This window comes from Micromonospora sp. NPDC000668 (assembly GCF_042897975.1).
In the GTDB taxonomy this organism is placed as follows: Bacteria; Actinomycetota; Actinomycetes; order Mycobacteriales; family Micromonosporaceae; genus Micromonospora.
Genome location: NZ_JBIAYP010000002.1, coordinates 739,319 through 754,475 on the forward strand (window position 1 = coordinate 739,319; position 15,157 = coordinate 754,475).

A 15,157-nucleotide genomic window follows, 5' to 3' on the forward strand; every position below is an offset into this window, starting at 1 on the left:
GCCACCCCGTCGTGCCGTTGCACCTCGCCCGGACGGTTGAATCCGGGCCAGGGCAGGGGACAAACGCGTCCGGGCGGCGTTGAGTGGAGGCAGACCTGCGGGGGGTGCAGGGGGAAGACCACGGCGTCGCCGCCGGTGCCGGCTCAGGCCAGGTGCCCGCGAGCGACGCCGTGGCCTGTCCGGGGCCTGGTGGCCCGGCTACCAGCCGACCCGGGTGGGCTGACCGTAGTGGGGCCGACCGTCGGTCGACGGCCGCCAGGCGGACTCGGCCATGCTCGGGGCCCACTGGCGCAGCAGCGTCTCCGCACCGTCGTACGCGACGCAGAGCACCGCCAGCACCCGCGCGGCGATCTCGGCCGCGTCGGCCACCCCGGGCCCGACCGGCCCGTGCCGGGGCGACGCGCCGGTCGCGGTGGCGGCGACCACGCTGACCGCCTCGGCCGAGCGGAGCACGTCGGCCAGCGTCCGGGCCAGGGCGAGGCGGCTGCCCTCGACCCAGTCGGCGAGCGCGTCGGCGTACCCGGCGGTGGACTCCAGACGCCCGACCAGGCTCTCCGGCCCCTCGTCGAGGTGGCGCAGCAGCGCCGCCCGCTCCTGCCCGTACGCCGAGGCGGCCGGGCCGGACCAGAGCACCGGGTCGGTGAGCGCGGCGGAGACGTCGTCGTACCCCCGGACCAGCCGGCGCACCGCGCGCCCGGCGCCGGCGAGCGGCGCCGGGTGGAGGTCGAGGAAGCCGCGGACCGCGTCGCCGGGGAGCACCTGCATCCGGCGTAGCAGCGGCCAGACCCGGTGCCCCTCGGGGACACCGGCGGCGAGCAGAGTGTCCACCCGGCGCAGCAGGTCCAGGCCAGGCTCGGCGAGCCGGTCCAACGGGTCCATCACGGCTCTCCGGTGATCCGGCGGCGGGCGGCCCGGTCGACCTCGCCGTAGCGGTCGGCGGCCTCGCGCACCGCTGCTGCGGCGGCGGCCAGCCGACCGGCGGCGGCCCGCGCCTCGCGGGACCGGTCGTCGGTGGCGACGGTCCACTGCCGGTGCAGCGCGCGGCCGATCTCACCGGGCCGGCCGGGGGCGTCCGCGCCGAACGCGGTCTGGGCCGGATCGCTGGCGGTGACCGTGCGGGACAGGGCGGTGAGCGTGGCGCTCGCCTCGTCCAGCCGGGCGGAGAGCCGGCGCAGTGTCTCCATCTCAGGCTCCCGCGAGCGGTCGGTAGGCGGCGAACGTCTCGTTGTGCAGCTTTTCCCGAGCCCACTCGGCGGCGTCGGCCGCCGCGGTGACCGCGGCCTGCACGGAGCCGGCCACGTCCCGTGGGCTGCGGCTGTGCAGCGGCCCGAGGAACCGGACGTCGGTGATCCGCCCACCGGCGGTGACCACCACCTCGACCAGCCCGTCCGGCGACCGGACGGTGACCTCGACGGTCGACACCGCCTGGTCGAACTCGGCCTGGAGCGACTCGATCCGGCGGTAGCGCCGCACCGCCTCCTCGATCCAGGCTTCGTCGATCTCCCCCCGCGGCATCGGCCGACTCCTCCCGGATGATCCCTCACTCTGCGTGCTGTCACCGTCACCACGGCACACCGGACCGTACCGCACAGCAATCGCGCGTGTCGATGCCTGTGGATGACCGGTCCGCCCGGTGGGACCAGGGGTCGGGAGCTGCGGGTCAGCCCTTCCAGAGGGCGAGCATCATCGCCTCGACCGCGATCCGCGGCTTGACGTTCGCCTCGATCGCCGCCCGGCAGGCCAGCACGGCCTCCAGCCGGCGCAGCGATCCCTCGGCGTCCCACTTCTGCGCCCCGGCGCCGGCCAGCGCGGCGGTGTCGGTGTGCACCGGGGCGACGGGGGCGCGCAGCGCCATGGTGAGCGCGTCCCGGTAGAAGCCGGCCAGGTCGACCAGGGCCCGGTCCAGCGCGTCCCGCTGGGCCCGGGTGGCCCGCGACTTCTGTCGCTTCTCCAGCTCCTTGAGCTGCCCGGCGGCGCCCCGAACAGCGCCGGCCGCGCCCCGGCCGGTGCCGCCCGCGCCGAGTGCCATCTCCAGCGCCGCCCGCTCGGTCGTGTCGGCCTCGGCGACCGACGCCTCGGCCTCCGCCTCGGCCGCCTCGATCAGCGCGGAGGCCGCGTCGAACGCCGCGCCGACGCCGGTCAGCCGGCGCGGAACGGCGAGCACCGCCTCACGCCGCTTACGGGCCTCCGGGTCGCGGGCCAGCCGACGAGCCCGACCCACGTGCCCCTGCGCGGCCGCCGCAGCCCACTGGGCCACGTCGGGCGCGATGCCGTCCCGACGGACCAGCACCTCGGCCACCGCCGTGGCCGGCGGCTGCCGCAGGGGTACGACCCGACAGCGCGACCGGATGGTCACCGAGATGTCATCCGGGTGGGTGGACGGGGCGCAGAGCAGGAACACGGTACGCGGCGGAGGCTCCTCGATCGCCTTGAGCAGCGCGTTGCCGGCCGCCTCGGTGAGCCGGTCGGCGTCCTCGACGACCACCACCTGCCAGCGCCCGCCGGACGGGGTGCTGGCCGCTCGGAGCACCAGCGCGCGCATCTCACCGACACCGATGGAGAGCCCTTCCGGCACGACCAGCCGGACGTCGGCGTGCGTACCGCCCATCGTGGTGTGGCAGCCGGGGCACTCGCCGCAGCCGGTGCCGTGTACGCACTGCAGGGCGGCGGCGAAGGCCCGCGCGGCGACCGAGCGGCCGGAGCCGGGTGGCCCGGTGAAGATCCAGGCGTGGGTCATCCCGGTGGATGGGTCCACGCCGTCGGGTGTGGCACCGCCGGCCGGGCCGGCGGCGATCAGCGCGGGCTCCCGAGCGGCTGCGCCAGCGCGCAGCACGGCCGCCGCGGCGGCGGCTGCCCGGCGCAGCTCGTCCACCGCCTCGTCCTGACCGACCAGGTCGGCGAAGACGTCCGGCATCAGGTCCGATGCTCCATCGTCACCAGCTCCGCGTCGGATAACTCAGGCTGCACCGAGGTGTCCGGACCGTGAGCCGGACGGGGGTGCACGATGCCACCCGGCTTGCCGAGCATCTCCTCGATCCGACGGACCACCTGCCCGGTGATCTCCTCGGCCGGCCGGGACGCGTCGAGCACCAGGTAGCGCTTCGGGTCGGCGGCGGCGAGGTCGAGGAAGGCGTACCGGACGCGCTCGTGGAAGGCCACCGACTCGGCCTCCAGCCGGTCGGCGCCCGCGCTGCGGGAGGCCACCCGGGACAGGCCGGTCTGCGGCTCGACGTCCAGCAGCACTACCAGGTCGGGCTTGAGCCCGCCGGTGGCCCAGGAGGAGAGCCAGGAGACCTCGTCGACCGGGAGTGTCCGCCCGGCGCCCTGGTAGGCCAGGGACGAGTCGACGTACCGGTCGCTGATCACCACACCACCTCGGACCAGCGCGGGCCGGACCACGGCGGCCACGTGGTGCGCCCGGTCGGCGGCGTAGAGCAGCGCCTCGGCCCGTGGCGAGGGCGCCTCGTCGCCGGAGGTGTCCAGCACCAGCGACCGGATCCGCTGACCGACCGCGGTCGCGCCCGGCTCGCGGGTGACCACGACGTCGCGCCCCTTGCCGCGCAGCCGCTCGGCGAGCGCGGCGAGCTGGGTGGACTTGCCGGCACCCTCGCCGCCCTCGAACACCACGAACAGCCCGGCGGAGACGAACGGCTCGGAGGGCATCAGCGGGCGACCCCGGATCGAGCCCCAGAGGTCGGCCAGGACGGGGACGCCCTTCTTGTCGTCCATCTGGCCGAACGCGCTGATGCCGGCGAAGATGCCGGCGGCACCAGCGGCGAGCAGCAGCAGCCGGGTCGACGAGATGGACAGGCCCAGGTCGGCGATCTCCAGCTTGCGGGAGCCGCCGACACCGGCGAGCAGGCTGCTCAGCGCGATAGCCAGGATCAGCACCAGTCGGGTGCCGATCTGCACCACGGCGAAGACCCGGCCGCGCACCTCGTCCTTGATCTCGCCGCCGAGCAGGGTGGTGCCGGCCAGGAAGGCCATTCCGGCGCCGGCGCCGACCAGCACCGCGCCGACGATCGCCATGGACAGGTGGATGGCGAAGGCGAGGGTCATCACGGCGGCGCTGGCCAGCACGATGCTCATGCCGAACCAGCGACGCCGGGACATTTCCTTGACGATCATCGGGCCGAGGCCGATGCCGATCGCCAGACCGACGAAGATCGCGCCGAAGAGCAGCGAGAACGCGGCGTCACCAGCACCTAGCGAGCTGGCGAAGAACTTCGCTGTGCCGATCACGATGCCGCCGCCGGCGAACGCGCCCAGGATGCCGAGGACCAGCCCGCGCACCAGCGGGGTCTGGCCGATGAACCGCCAGCCCTCCTTGAACTGGCGCAGCATGCTCTGCTCGTGACGGTCGCCCTCGGCGGTCTGCCCCTGGCTGATCTCCTTGATGCCGAACGCGACGACCAGTGCGGTGGCCAGCCGGGAGAAGGAGTTGAACCAGAGCGCCAGTTGGGCCGGCTCGGCCCAGTTCGGGAAGTTGCCGCCGGTCACGCCCCGGACGCTGCGGTCCAGAACGGCGCTGACCAGCGCGGCGAGCACCGGGGTCAGGCCGTAGGTGGTGATCAGCGTGAGCTGGTTGGCCGCCTCCAGCCGGGCGCGCGGGATCAGGTTGGGGACCGCCGCTTCCTTGGCTGGGATCCAGATCAGCGTGATCGACTCGATCAGGAACGTGGCGATGGTCGCCCACAGAACCACCATCGCGCCGCTGGCGCCGGCCAGCGCCACCAGCGGAATCGAGGCGAAGAGCACGAACCGGAGCAGGTCGCAGATGACCATCGTCCAGCGCCGGTCGAACCGGTCGGCGAGCACGCCGGCGACCGGGCCGAGCACCAGCGCGGGCAGCAGCCGGATGGCGATGACACCACCGAAGGCCGCACCCTTGGCGGTGCTGCCCTGCACCTGAGAGGCGGCGAAGACCGAGGTCGCCAGCAGGCCGAGCCAGTCACCGAAGGAGGCCGCGCCGAGGACGATCCAGAGCCGCCGGAACGGCCGGATCCGCAGCACCGAGCGGATCGCGGCGTAGCCGGACGGGTCCACCTGGGCACCGTTGGACTGGTTGGCGGCGTTGCCCGACTGATCGCCCGAGCGCGACACGCCGTGCGACTCGCCGCTGTTCTGGCTTTCGATGGCCGTACCTCCACGTGCCGGCCCATCGCTGGGCGCCTCCGGTGGAACACTCTAGACCCGGTGGGGGGCCGTCCCACCGGCGACATTCTCCTGCTCGCTGAGCCTAGGCCGCCAGAGGCACCAGCCGCAGCCCGGACGTACGCGAGGGTATTTCGCATTCACCGTCGGACAGTTAGCGTGCACACGTGGCCAGAGAAAGCGACAAACTTCGCGAGCGCCTGGATCGGGCGACCGCCCACCTCGACCCGCCGTACGCGGTGGTTGATCTCACCGCCTTCGACGCCAACTCGGCCGCCCTGGCCGACCGCGCGGCCGGCAAACCGGTCCGGCTGGCCAGCAAGTCGGTCCGCAGCCGGGAGCTGATCGGCCGGGCGCTCGCCCGACCCGGCTGGCGGGGCGTGATGGCGTTCACCCTGCCCGAGGCGATCTGGCTGGTACGCGCCGGAGTGAGCGACGACGTGCTGGTCGCGTACCCGAGCGTGGACCGGACGGCACTCGCCGAGCTGGCCGCCGACCCGGCGCTGGCCGCCGCGATCACCCTGATGATCGACGGCACCGGGCAGCTCGACCTGATCGACGCCGTGCAGCCCCCTGGGCAGCGCGCCGAGCTGCGGGTCTGCCTCGAACTGGACGCCTCGTGGCGACCGCTGCGCGGGCGGGTGCACGTCGGCGTCCGCCGCTCACCGGTGCACAGCGCGCGGGCGGCCGGTGCGCTCGCCGCCACCGTCGCCGGTCGGGCCGGCTTCCGGCTGGTCGGCCTCATGGCGTACGAGGCGCAGATCGCCGGCCTGGGCGACGCGCCGCCGGGGCAGACGCTGCTGGCCGGCGCGATCCGGCTGGCCCAGCGCGGGTCGTACCGCGAGCTGCTGGCCCGCCGGAGCGCGGCGGTGGCCGCGGTGGGCGAGCACGCCGAGCTGGAGTTCGTCAACGGCGGCGGGACCGGCAGCGTGGCCGCGACCAGCGCCGATCCCGCGGTCACCGAGGTCACCGCGGGATCGGGCCTGTACGGGCCGACGCTGTTCGACGCCTACCGCGCCTGGCGCCCCACCCCGGCGGCGTTCTTCGCCTGCGCGGTGGTCCGTCGGCCGACGCCCGAGCTGGCGACCGTGCTCGGCGGGGGCTGGATCGCCTCCGGCCCGGCCGCCGACAGCCGACTGCCCCGACCGTGGCTGCCGGCCGGCCTGAAGCTCGTCGGCAGCGAGGGGGCCGGCGAGGTGCAGACCCCGCTCTCCGGCGCGGCGGCGGCCACCCTGCGCATCGGCGACCGGGTGTGGTTCCGGCACGCCAAGGCCGGCGAGTTGTGCGAGCGGGTCAACGAACTGCACCTGGTCGAGGGGGACGCGATCGTGGCGACCGTGCCCACCTACCGGGGCGAGGGGCTGGCCTTCCTCTGACGCCACCCCGCCGCGCCTTGCCGACCCATCGGCCGAGCCAAGGCGCGGGCGGGTCAGGCCGGCTGGATCGCCTGTTGCTCTGCGGTGTACCGCTCGCCCTCCGGTCCGTCGACCTGACGGTGCAGGTACTCCCGGATCAGCGCCTTCGCCTCGAGCAGCACCCGCTCGTCGCCGTTCGGCTGCCGCCGGAACGCGAGCTTGATCAGCGCGTCGGCCGCCTCCACCGCGATCTCCAGGACGAAGCGCAGCTTCGGCACGTCGGTCAGCCCGAAGCGCTCGGTGAGCACCCGAGCCAACTGGTCGGCGATCACGCCGTTGTTGTCCCGCTGCTCATCGAGCAGGTGCAGGTCGACCACGTCGCCGAAGTGCAGGGTACGGAAACCGGGGACGGTGCGGTGCATCGTGATGTACTCATCGATCCCCGCGTCGACGCCGTCCCACCAGTGGGTCATCTCGTCCGAGGCGAACCGCTCGTCGAGCCGCTGGAGGTAGGACTCCATCGTGCGCAGGGTCAACGCCTGCACGATCGCCCGCTTGTCCGGGAAGAACTGGTAGACCGACCCGATCGCCACCTCGGCACGCTCGGCGAGCAGGGTCGTTGTCAGACCCTCGTACCCCACCTCGTCGACGAGTTCGGCGCAGGCGTCCAACATGCGCTGTACCCGCGCGACACTTCGACCCTGCACCGGTACGCGGCGCAGCGGCCCGGTCGTGGCGGCTGGTGTGGACACTCGGCGCCACCCCCCTTCGACGAATGAACATATCTGCACGTCACGACTCCGTGACTACCGGTACAACGAGCGGACCCTGATTGCGGTATTTACCAGGTACAACGTTCCTGATATGAAGTCAGTTCATATTCATCTCTGAGGAGCGCGCATGGTCGGCACCGCACCGCTCACCACCCGCTGGTCCAACTGGGCCGGCAACCAGCGTGGCAGCGCCACCGCCATCCTGCGCCCCGGCACGCCGACCGACATCGTCGAGGCTGTCCGCGCCGCCTCCGCCGACGGCGGCCGAATCCGGGTGACCGGCAGCGGCCACTCCTTCACCGCCGTCGCGCTCGCCGACGACCGGCGGATGGAACTGTCACAGCTGGACACCACCGTCAGCGTCGACGTCGAACAGCGGCTCGTCACCGTACCGGCGGGGATGACCCTGCGGGCGCTCAACGGCCTGCTCGCCCGACACTGCCTCGCCCTGCCCAACCTTGGTGACATCGACGCTCAGACGGTGGCCGGGGCGATCTCCACGGGCACCCACGGCACCGGCGCCCGCTACGGCTGCCTGTCCACCTTCGTTGAGGCGATCACCCTGGTCACTGGCACCGGAGAGGTGCTGCGCTGCTCCGCCGACGAGAACCCGGACGTCTTCGCCGCCGCCCGGGTGTCGCTCGGCGCGCTCGGGGTGCTGGTCGAGGTGACCCTGCGCTGCGTCGATGCCTTCGTGCTGCACGCCCACGAGCGCCCAGCCGCGCTGGCCGACGTGCTCGACGACCTGCCCGATCTGATCGGCCGCCACGACCACGTCGAGTTCTACTGGTTCCCCTACACCACGCGAGTCCAGGTCAAGACCAACGACCGGGTACCCGCCAACGACCGGCCGCTGCCCCGGTGGCGCGGCTGGCTCGACGACGACTTCCTGTCCAACACCGTCTTCGCTGGCGCGTGCCGGCTCGGTCGGGCCGTGCCGGCGCTGGCCCCGGGAATCAGCGCGGTCTCCGCCCGCGCGCTCACCGAACGCCGCTACACGGGCCGCTCCGACCGGGTGTTCTGCACCCCGCGCCGGGTCCGCTTCGTGGAGATGGAGTACGGCCTGCCCCGCGAGGCGCTACCCGAGGCGCTGGCCGCGCTCCAGCGGATCGTCGACGGGCTGCCGTTCAAGGTGCTCTTCCCGGTGGAGGTGCGGTTCACCGCCGCCGACGACATCTGGCTGTCGCACGGCTACGGCCGGGACTCCGCGTACATCGCCGTGCACCAGTACGTCGGCATGCCGTACGAGCCGTACTTCCGTGCCTTCGAAGAGGTGGCCGCCGGGCTGGGTGGCCGGCCGCACTGGGGCAAGCTGCACTACCGCGACGCCGCCTCGTTGGCCACCGCCTACCCGCGCTTCGCCGACTTCCAGACCCTCCGCGACCGCCTGGACCCCGACCGCGTCTTCGCCAGCCCGCACCTGACCCACATCCTCGGCGGCTGACCGCCGGGCGGCACGGCCCCCGTGGTGGCCCGCCCTCGGGCTCGACGTCCACCCTCGGATTTTAACGAGATTCATACAGTTCAGAGAATTCACGATTCTGTGAAACCGGCGTAGCGTTCCGGGCATGACTAGTGCTATCTCAGTCTCCGGCCTGGTGAAGACCTTCGGTCGGGAACGCGCCCTCGACGGACTGGACCTGCACGTCGACACCGGCGAGGTGCACGGCTTCCTGGGCCCGAACGGCTCCGGGAAGTCCACCACCATCCGCGTCCTGCTCGGGTTGCTGCGGGCGGGCGCCGGGACGGTCAACCTGCTCGGTGGCGACCCGTGGCGGAGCGCGGTGGATCTGCACCGACGGCTGGCGTACGTGCCGGGCGACGTGAACCTGTGGCCGAACCTGACCGGCGGGGAGGCGATCGACCTCCTCGGCTCGCTGCGGGGCGGCCTGAACAAGCAGCGCAGGGACGAGCTGCTCCAGCGATTCCAGCTCGACCCCTCGAAGCGGGCCCGCACGTACTCGAAGGGAAACCGGCAGAAGGTCGCCATCGTCGCCGCCTTCGCCTCCGACGTCGAGCTCTACATCCTCGACGAGCCCACCTCGGGGCTGGACCCGCTGATGGAGGCGGCCTTCCAGGAGTGCGTAAGCGAGGTGAAGCGACAGGGCCGGACCGTCCTGCTCTCCAGCCACATCTTCTCCGAGGTGGAGGCACTCTGTGACCGGGTGAGCATCATCCGGCAGGGCCGGACGGTGGAGAGTGGGACCCTCACCCAGCTACGGCACCTGACCCGCACCACGGTCACGGTGGAGACCGCGCTGCCCATCGACGGGCTGGCGAAGCTGCCCGGCGTACACGACGCCGACGTGACGGCCACCCACGCGACGTTCGCCGTCGACGCCGCCGAGCTGAACCGCGTGCTGGAGTATCTGACCCAGTTCGAGGTTCGTGCCCTTTCGAGTGCCCCGCCGTCGCTGGAAGAGCTCTTCCTGCGGCACTACGGCGACGAGCTGGCGGGTGCGCGATGAGCGGTGCCTACACCGGAACGGCCCGGCTGGCCCGCCTCGCGCTGCGGCGCGACCGCGTGCAGTTGCCGGTCTGGATCCTGAGCACCGTCGCGCTCGGCGCCTTCGCCAGCTCGGCAATCGACACGCAGTACCCGACCGAGGCCGACCGGGTCGCCGTCCTGCGGGTGGCCGTCGACACGCCCGGGCTGCTGATGTTCCGCGCCGCACCCACCGGCACCAGCGACGGCCAGATGACCGTCTTCGGAATCCTGGCGTTCCTGGCGTTGATGGCGGGCTTCATGAGCACCCTCGCCGTCATTCGGCACAGCCGGCAGAACGAGGAGACCGGACGCGCCGAGATGATCGGCGCGACAGCCGTCGGCCGACACGCCAGCCTGACCGCCGCCCTGGTGGTCGTGGTCGGGGCGAACATCGCGCTCGCGGCGCTGATCGGGCTCACCCTCGCCGGCGGCGGCGAACCTGTCGCCGGATCCTTCGCCGCCGGCGCCGGAGTCGGTGCCGCCGGCATCTCCTTCGCCGCGATCGCGGCCGTCGTCGCACAGCTGACCCAGGGTGCGCGCGCCGCCAACGGAATCGCCGCCGCGGCGGTCGGCACCGGCTATCTGATCCGTGGCCTCGCGGACGCGTTCGGCGAGGTGCAGCCGGACGGGTACACCATGAGCAGCGCCTGGCCCTCCTGGCTTTCCCCGATCGGTTGGACCATGCAGATGCGGCCCTTCGCCGGCGACCGGTGGTGGGTCCTCGCGCTCCCGCTCGTGTTCCTCGGGATCATGACAGCGGTGGCCTTCGCCCTGACCGCACGGCGCGACGTGGGCATGGGCCTGTTCCCGGACCGCCCCGGCCCGGCGCGGGCGTCCTCCGCGCTGCTCAGCCCGCTCGGCCTGGCCTGGCGGCTGCAACGTGGCACGGTGCTCGGCTGGGCAGTGACGATCGCGGCGTTCGGGCTGCTCGTCGGCTCGATAGCCAACGCGGTCAAGGACCAACTGGCCACCAACGAGAACGTGACGGGGAGGCTCGACGACCTCGCCGGTGGGGGCGGGCACGAGGTGATGGACACCTTCTTCGCCGCGATGATGGCGACCATCGGCATGCTGGTCGCCGGCTTCCTGGTCCAGGCGCTGCTGCGGGTGAGAGCCGAGGAGGCCAGCGGGCGGGCCGAGGCGGTGCTCGCCACCGCGACCGGCCGGCTGACCTGGCTGGGCAGCCACGTCATGGTCGCCACGGCCGGCGCCGTGGGCATGCTCGGGCTCGCTGCGGTCTCGATCGGCCTGGTGTACGGCGCGAGCGTCGACGATCTCGCCGGCCAGACGGGGCATCTGGCCGGCACCGCGTCCCTGCAACTGCCGGCGGTGCTGACCCTGGCCGGGCTGGCCGTGGCCCTCTTCGGCCTCGTGCCGCGGATCGCGGTCGGGCTGACCTGGTTCGGCTTCGCCCTCAGCTTCGTTCTGGGTCCGTACGGGTCACTCTTCGGCGTGCCCGAGGCGGTGCGGGAGCTCTCGCCGTTCAGCCACATCCCGGCGGTGCCGGCCGACGCCACGGCAGCGCCGATCGTGGTCATGTCCGCCGTCGCGCTGGCACTGGGCGGGGCGGGGCTGATCCTCTTCCGCCGACGTAACCTCGTCTCGTAACCCGATGGACGATCGATGTTCATGGCGCGGCCGGCTTCGAGCCGGCCGCGCCGTCGGCCAACCGGACCGGTTCCGGGCGGCCGCGCCGTCGACGTCCCGCCGTCGGCCGTCCCGGACGCTCATTGGAAGAAATTCAGAAAGTAGTGAGAGATAAGTTGATGCAACCCGCAGGCCACCGCGACGAGGAAGCGGTACGACGCTTCGTCGAGCACTTCGCTCTGACCTTCAGCGACATGGGCGTACCCAGGATGCCCTCGCGGGTGCTGGCTGCGCTCCTGGTCGCCGAGGAGCCCGGGTTGACCGCGGCGCAGATCAGCGAGCGGCTCGGGGTCAGCCCCGCCGCCGTGTCCGGGGCGGTGCGCTACCTGATCCACGTCGGCATGGCGGTGCGCGAGCCGGCCCCCGGGTCCCGCCGGGACCTCTACAAGGCGGCCGAGTCCCGCACGTACACCTCGATGATCCGCGGCGGGATCTACACGAGGTTCGCCGACGTCGTCCACGAGGGTGTGGTGGCGGTCGGTGCGGACGAATCGTCGGCCAGTGCGCGACTGGGCGAGCTACGCGACTTCTTCCTCTTCGTCCAGGACGTGATGAGCGACGCCGCGGAGCGGTGGGAGAAGAACTACGACGAACGGCGGAAGCCACCGCCGGCCGGCTGACCTGCCCGGCGGGCGCACGGCCGAGCAACGCTGGCCATGCGCCCCGCCTCGACGGGAGTTACTCCGCTGGCGCCTTGCGGGGGGTCGCCTTCTTGGCGGCGGTCGCCTTGGCGGTGGTGGTCTTCTTGGCCGCAGTGGACTTCGTGGCCGCCGCGGTCTTCTTGGCCGCCGTCGCCTTCTTGGCCGGGGCCTTCTTCGCCGCCGCCTTCTTGCGCGGCGCCGGACCCTTGGCCCGCTTCTCGGCCAGCATCTCCGAGGCTTCCTCGAGGCTCAGCGCCTCCGGGGTCTGTCCGCGGCGCAGCGACGCATTGAACTCCCCATCGGTGACGTACGGGCCGAATCGGCCGTCCTTGATGACCAGCGGCTTCTCGGTCGCCGGGTCGACGCCCATCTCCCGCAGCGGCGGTGCCGCGGCCCGCCGCCCACGGGCCTTCGGTGCGGCCAGCAGGGCCAGAGCCTCGTCCAGGCCGACCGTGAACATCTGGTCCTCGGACTCCAGCGACCGGAACTCCTCACCCCGCTTGACGTACGGGCCGTACCGACCGTTGTTGGCGAACACCTCGACGCCGTCCGGCGCGACGCCGACCAGCCGGGGCAGGCTGAGCAGCCTGAGCGCCTCCTCGAGGGTCAGTGAGTCCGGCGTCTGCGAGCGCAGCAGCGAGGACTTCCGCTCGCCGCTGGACACGTACGGGCCGAACCGGCCGGACTTGAGCACGATCGGCTCGCCGGTGGCCGGGTCGTCGCCGAGCTTGCGCTCGCCGCTGCCGCCGAGGAACAGCTCGTGCACCTTCTCCGGGGTCAGCTCGTCCGGGGCCAGGCCCTCGGGGATCGGCGCCCGGTCGCCCTGGGCGCCGCCCTCCTCGCCCTCGCCCGCCGCAGCCGGCGTCGGCTGCTCGCCGCCGGGCAGCTCCCGCTGGAGGTACGGCCCGTACCGGCCGACCCGGACGACGACCTCGCGGCCATCCTCGTCGGTGAAGAGCGGGATGGAGTTGACGCTGCGCGCGTCGATGTCGCTGAGGTTCTCGGTGACCAGCTTCTTGAGCCCGCCGGAGCGGGCGATGTCCTGGTCGCCTGCGCCGTTGGCGCTGCCGAAGTAGAACGCGGTGAGGAAGTCGACCGCGGCGTGGTCGCCGCCGGCGATTTCATCCAGCTCGTTCTCCATGCTGGCGGTGAAGTCGTAGTCGATCAGCCGGGGGTAGTGCCGCTCCATCAGCCCGATCACCGCGAAGGCCAGGAACGTGGGGATCATCGCCTGGCCGCGCTTGGTGACGTACCCCCGGTCCTGGATCGTCTGCATGATCGACGCGTAGGTGGACGGGCGGCCGATGCCCAGCTCTTCCAGGGCCTTGACCAGCGACGCTTCGGTGTAGCGCGACGGCGGCTGGGTGTGGTGACCCTGGGCGGCCAGCTCGTCGGCGGTCAGCGGCTGGTCCTTGACCAGGGTGGGCAGCCGGCGCTCGGCATCCTCGGCCTCGGCGTTCTCGTCGTCGCTGGACTCGACGTACGCCCGCAGGAAGCCCGGGTCGGTGATGGTCTTGCCGGTGGCGCCGAAGTCGGCTTCCTCCTGGGCCGCGGAGACCGCGCGGATGCGCACCGAGACGCTGGAGCCGACCGCGTCGGTCATCTGCGAGGCGATGGTCCGGCGCCAGATCAGCTCGTAGAGCTTGAACTCCTCGGCGGACAACTCCTTGGCGACCTCGCCGGGGGTACGGAAGTTGTCCCCCGCCGGGCGGATCGCCTCGTGCGCCTCCTGCGCGTTCTTCACCTTGCCGGTGTAGCGGCGCGGCTCCGGCGGCACGCTGCGCTCGCCGTACAGCTCGACGATCTGACGGCGGGCCGCCGAGATGGCGGTCTCCGACAGGTTCACCGAGTCGGTACGCATATAGGTGATGTAGCCGTTCTCGTACAGCCGCTGAGCGGTGCGCATCGTCTGCTGCGACGAGAGGCGCAGCTTGCGGGCCGCCTCCTGCTGGAGGGTCGAGGTGATGAACGGCGCGTACGGGCGGCGACGGTAGGGCTTCTCCTCGACCCGGGTGACGGTGAACGGCCGTCCCTCGAGCCGGGCCGCCAGCCCCCGGGCGCCACTCTCGTCCAGGTGCACGACGCCGGCTCCGGGCTTCACCTTGCCGGTGGTCGGCTCGAAGTCCTTGCCGGTGGCGATCCGGTCGCCGTTCAGCGCGATCAGGGTGGCGTTGAAGGCGCGCGGCCCCTCGCCGGCGTTCGCCACGGCGAGGCTGGCCAGGATGTCCCAGTATTCAGCGGTGCGGAAGGCCATCCGCTGGCGCTCCCGCTCGACCACGATCCGGGTCGCCACGGACTGGACGCGGCCGGCCGAGAGCTTCGGCATGACCTTCTTCCACAGCACCGGGGAGACCTCGTAGCCGTAGAGCCGGTCGAGGATCCGCCGGGCCTCCTGGGCGTCGACCAGATCGCGGTCGATCTCCCGCGGGTTGGCCACCGCCGCCTGGATCGCCGGCTTGGTGATCTCGTGGAACACCATCCGCTTGACCGGCACCTTGGGCTTGAGCGTCTCCACCAGGTGCCAGGCGATCGCCTCGCCCTCGCGGTCCTCATCCGTCGCCAGGAAGATCTCGTCGACTTCCTTGGCCAGCTTCACCAGCTTGCTGATCTGCTGCTTACGGTCGGCGGAGACGACGTAGAGGGCCTGGAAGCCGTTGTCGACGTCCACCCCGAGCCGGGCCCAGGCCTCGCCCTTGTACTTGGCCGGCACGTCGGCGGCGTTGCGCGGGAGGTCCCGGACGTGGCCGAAGCTGGCCTCCACGACGTACCCCGGGCCAAGGTAGCCCGAGATCGTCTTGGCCTTCGCCGGTGACTCGACGATGACCAGACGGGTGGTTCCAGCGTTGCTCGGCACGTCTCTCCCCGACCTCACTCCTGCTCGTGGCCTGCCGGCGCTCGGACAGCGACCGCTCTCGACCCCGCCGTCGCACCGGCGCTCCGGATGTCCAACGTAACGCGCCGCCCGTGTTTCGGGTTTCGGGGGCGGCAAACCGCTCTGTGCGGCGGTCAACTCCCGCCCCGCCGCGCTCGGCACTGTCGGACGGCGCCACCGTACACCGTGGGTAGGGCTCCAAGCGGGTCACTGTGACGATGGCAGAC

12 protein-coding genes are annotated in these 15,157 nt (G+C 72.4%); 5 read left to right on the top strand and 7 right to left on the bottom strand.

Features of this window, described 5'->3' with window-relative positions:
* Positions 1-198: 198 nt before the first annotated feature.
* The 5 genes from ACFY29_RS12920 to tmk form a co-directional block, all read right to left on the bottom strand.
* Entirely contained in the window at positions 199-879 is a 681-nt protein-coding gene (locus ACFY29_RS12920) for a hypothetical protein (RefSeq protein ID WP_386985625.1), read from the bottom strand.
* Positions 879-1,184 carry a hypothetical protein gene (locus ACFY29_RS12925; protein WP_386985627.1) on the bottom strand — a complete coding sequence of 102 codons (306 nt, stop codon included), beginning with the start codon at positions 1,182-1,184 and terminating at the stop codon, positions 879-881. Before ACFY29_RS12925 ends, ACFY29_RS12920 begins: the two co-directional genes overlap by 1 nt.
* 1 nt (position 1,185) lies before the next feature.
* Positions 1,186-1,515 (bottom strand): YbaB/EbfC family nucleoid-associated protein, encoded by a 330-nt coding sequence (locus ACFY29_RS12930; protein WP_053659404.1) that lies wholly within the window; start codon positions 1,513-1,515, stop codon positions 1,186-1,188.
* Positions 1,516-1,660: 145 nt separating this feature from the next.
* Positions 1,661-2,914 (bottom strand): DNA polymerase III subunit delta', encoded by a 1,254-nt coding sequence (locus ACFY29_RS12935; RefSeq protein WP_386985629.1) that lies wholly within the window; start codon positions 2,912-2,914, stop codon positions 1,661-1,663.
* On the bottom strand, positions 2,914-5,013 hold the full coding sequence (gene tmk, locus ACFY29_RS12940; RefSeq protein ID WP_386986709.1) for a dTMP kinase: 2,100 nt from the start codon (positions 5,011-5,013) through the stop codon (positions 2,914-2,916). Before tmk ends, ACFY29_RS12935 begins: the two co-directional genes overlap by 1 nt.
* Positions 5,014-5,321: 308 nt before the next feature.
* Here tmk and ACFY29_RS12945 point away from each other — a divergent pair, with 308 nt between their 5' ends.
* Positions 5,322-6,530 (top strand): amino acid deaminase/aldolase, encoded by a 1,209-nt coding sequence (locus ACFY29_RS12945; RefSeq protein WP_386985631.1) that lies wholly within the window; start codon positions 5,322-5,324, stop codon positions 6,528-6,530.
* A gap of 53 nt (positions 6,531-6,583) precedes the next feature.
* Here the strand turns inward: ACFY29_RS12945 and ACFY29_RS12950 are convergent, their stop codons facing one another.
* Entirely contained in the window at positions 6,584-7,183 is a 600-nt protein-coding gene (locus ACFY29_RS12950) for a TetR family transcriptional regulator (protein ID WP_386986711.1), read from the bottom strand.
* 226 nt (positions 7,184-7,409) lie between these two features.
* Between ACFY29_RS12950 and ACFY29_RS12955 the strand changes: the two genes are divergently transcribed.
* The 4 genes from ACFY29_RS12955 (at position 7,410) to ACFY29_RS12970 (ending at position 12,037) form a co-directional block, all read left to right on the top strand.
* A complete protein-coding gene (locus ACFY29_RS12955; protein ID WP_386985633.1) occupies positions 7,410-8,726 on the top strand; it encodes a D-arabinono-1,4-lactone oxidase in 1,317 nt (438 codons plus the stop codon).
* Positions 8,727-8,850: 124 nt separating this feature from the next.
* A complete protein-coding gene (locus tag ACFY29_RS12960) occupies positions 8,851-9,750 on the top strand; it encodes an ATP-binding cassette domain-containing protein (protein WP_386985635.1) in 900 nt (299 codons plus the stop codon).
* Positions 9,747-11,378 (top strand): ABC transporter permease, encoded by a 1,632-nt coding sequence (locus ACFY29_RS12965; protein WP_386985637.1) that lies wholly within the window; start codon positions 9,747-9,749, stop codon positions 11,376-11,378. The genes ACFY29_RS12960 and ACFY29_RS12965 overlap by 4 nt, the downstream gene beginning before the upstream one ends.
* A gap of 158 nt (positions 11,379-11,536) precedes the next feature.
* On the top strand, positions 11,537-12,037 hold the full coding sequence (locus ACFY29_RS12970; protein WP_328422737.1) for a MarR family transcriptional regulator: 501 nt from the start codon (positions 11,537-11,539) through the stop codon (positions 12,035-12,037).
* A 58-nt stretch (positions 12,038-12,095) separates the two neighbouring features.
* On the opposite strand, the gene topA is transcribed toward ACFY29_RS12970, so the two are convergent.
* Positions 12,096-14,912, bottom strand: coding sequence for a type I DNA topoisomerase (gene topA / locus ACFY29_RS12975; RefSeq protein ID WP_386985639.1), 2,817 nt, complete (start codon positions 14,910-14,912; stop codon positions 12,096-12,098).
* Positions 14,913-15,157: the final 245 nt, after the last annotated feature.

Bases quoted from the DNA above. Each gene is read 5' to 3' on its own strand.
- ACFY29_RS12930 (WP_053659404.1), bottom strand. From the start codon at position 1,515: ATGCCGCGGGGGGAGATCGACGAAGCCTGGATCGAGGAGGCGGTGCGG.
- ACFY29_RS12950 (WP_386986711.1), bottom strand. From the start codon at position 7,183: ATGTTGGACGCCTGCGCCGAACTCGTCGACGAGGTGGGGTACGAGGGT.
- ACFY29_RS12965 (WP_386985637.1), top strand. From the start codon at position 9,747: ATGAGCGGTGCCTACACCGGAACGGCCCGGCTGGCCCGCCTCGCGCTG.
- ACFY29_RS12920 (WP_386985625.1), bottom strand. From the start codon at position 879: ATGGACCCGTTGGACCGGCTCGCCGAGCCTGGCCTGGACCTGCTGCGC.
- ACFY29_RS12960 (WP_386985635.1), top strand. From the start codon at position 8,851: ATGACTAGTGCTATCTCAGTCTCCGGCCTGGTGAAGACCTTCGGTCGG.
- ACFY29_RS12925 (WP_386985627.1), bottom strand. From the start codon at position 1,184: ATGGAGACACTGCGCCGGCTCTCCGCCCGGCTGGACGAGGCGAGCGCC.
- ACFY29_RS12935 (WP_386985629.1), bottom strand. From the start codon at position 2,914: ATGCCGGACGTCTTCGCCGACCTGGTCGGTCAGGACGAGGCGGTGGAC.
- ACFY29_RS12970 (WP_328422737.1), top strand. From the start codon at position 11,537: ATGCAACCCGCAGGCCACCGCGACGAGGAAGCGGTACGACGCTTCGTC.
- ACFY29_RS12955 (WP_386985633.1), top strand. From the start codon at position 7,410: ATGGTCGGCACCGCACCGCTCACCACCCGCTGGTCCAACTGGGCCGGC.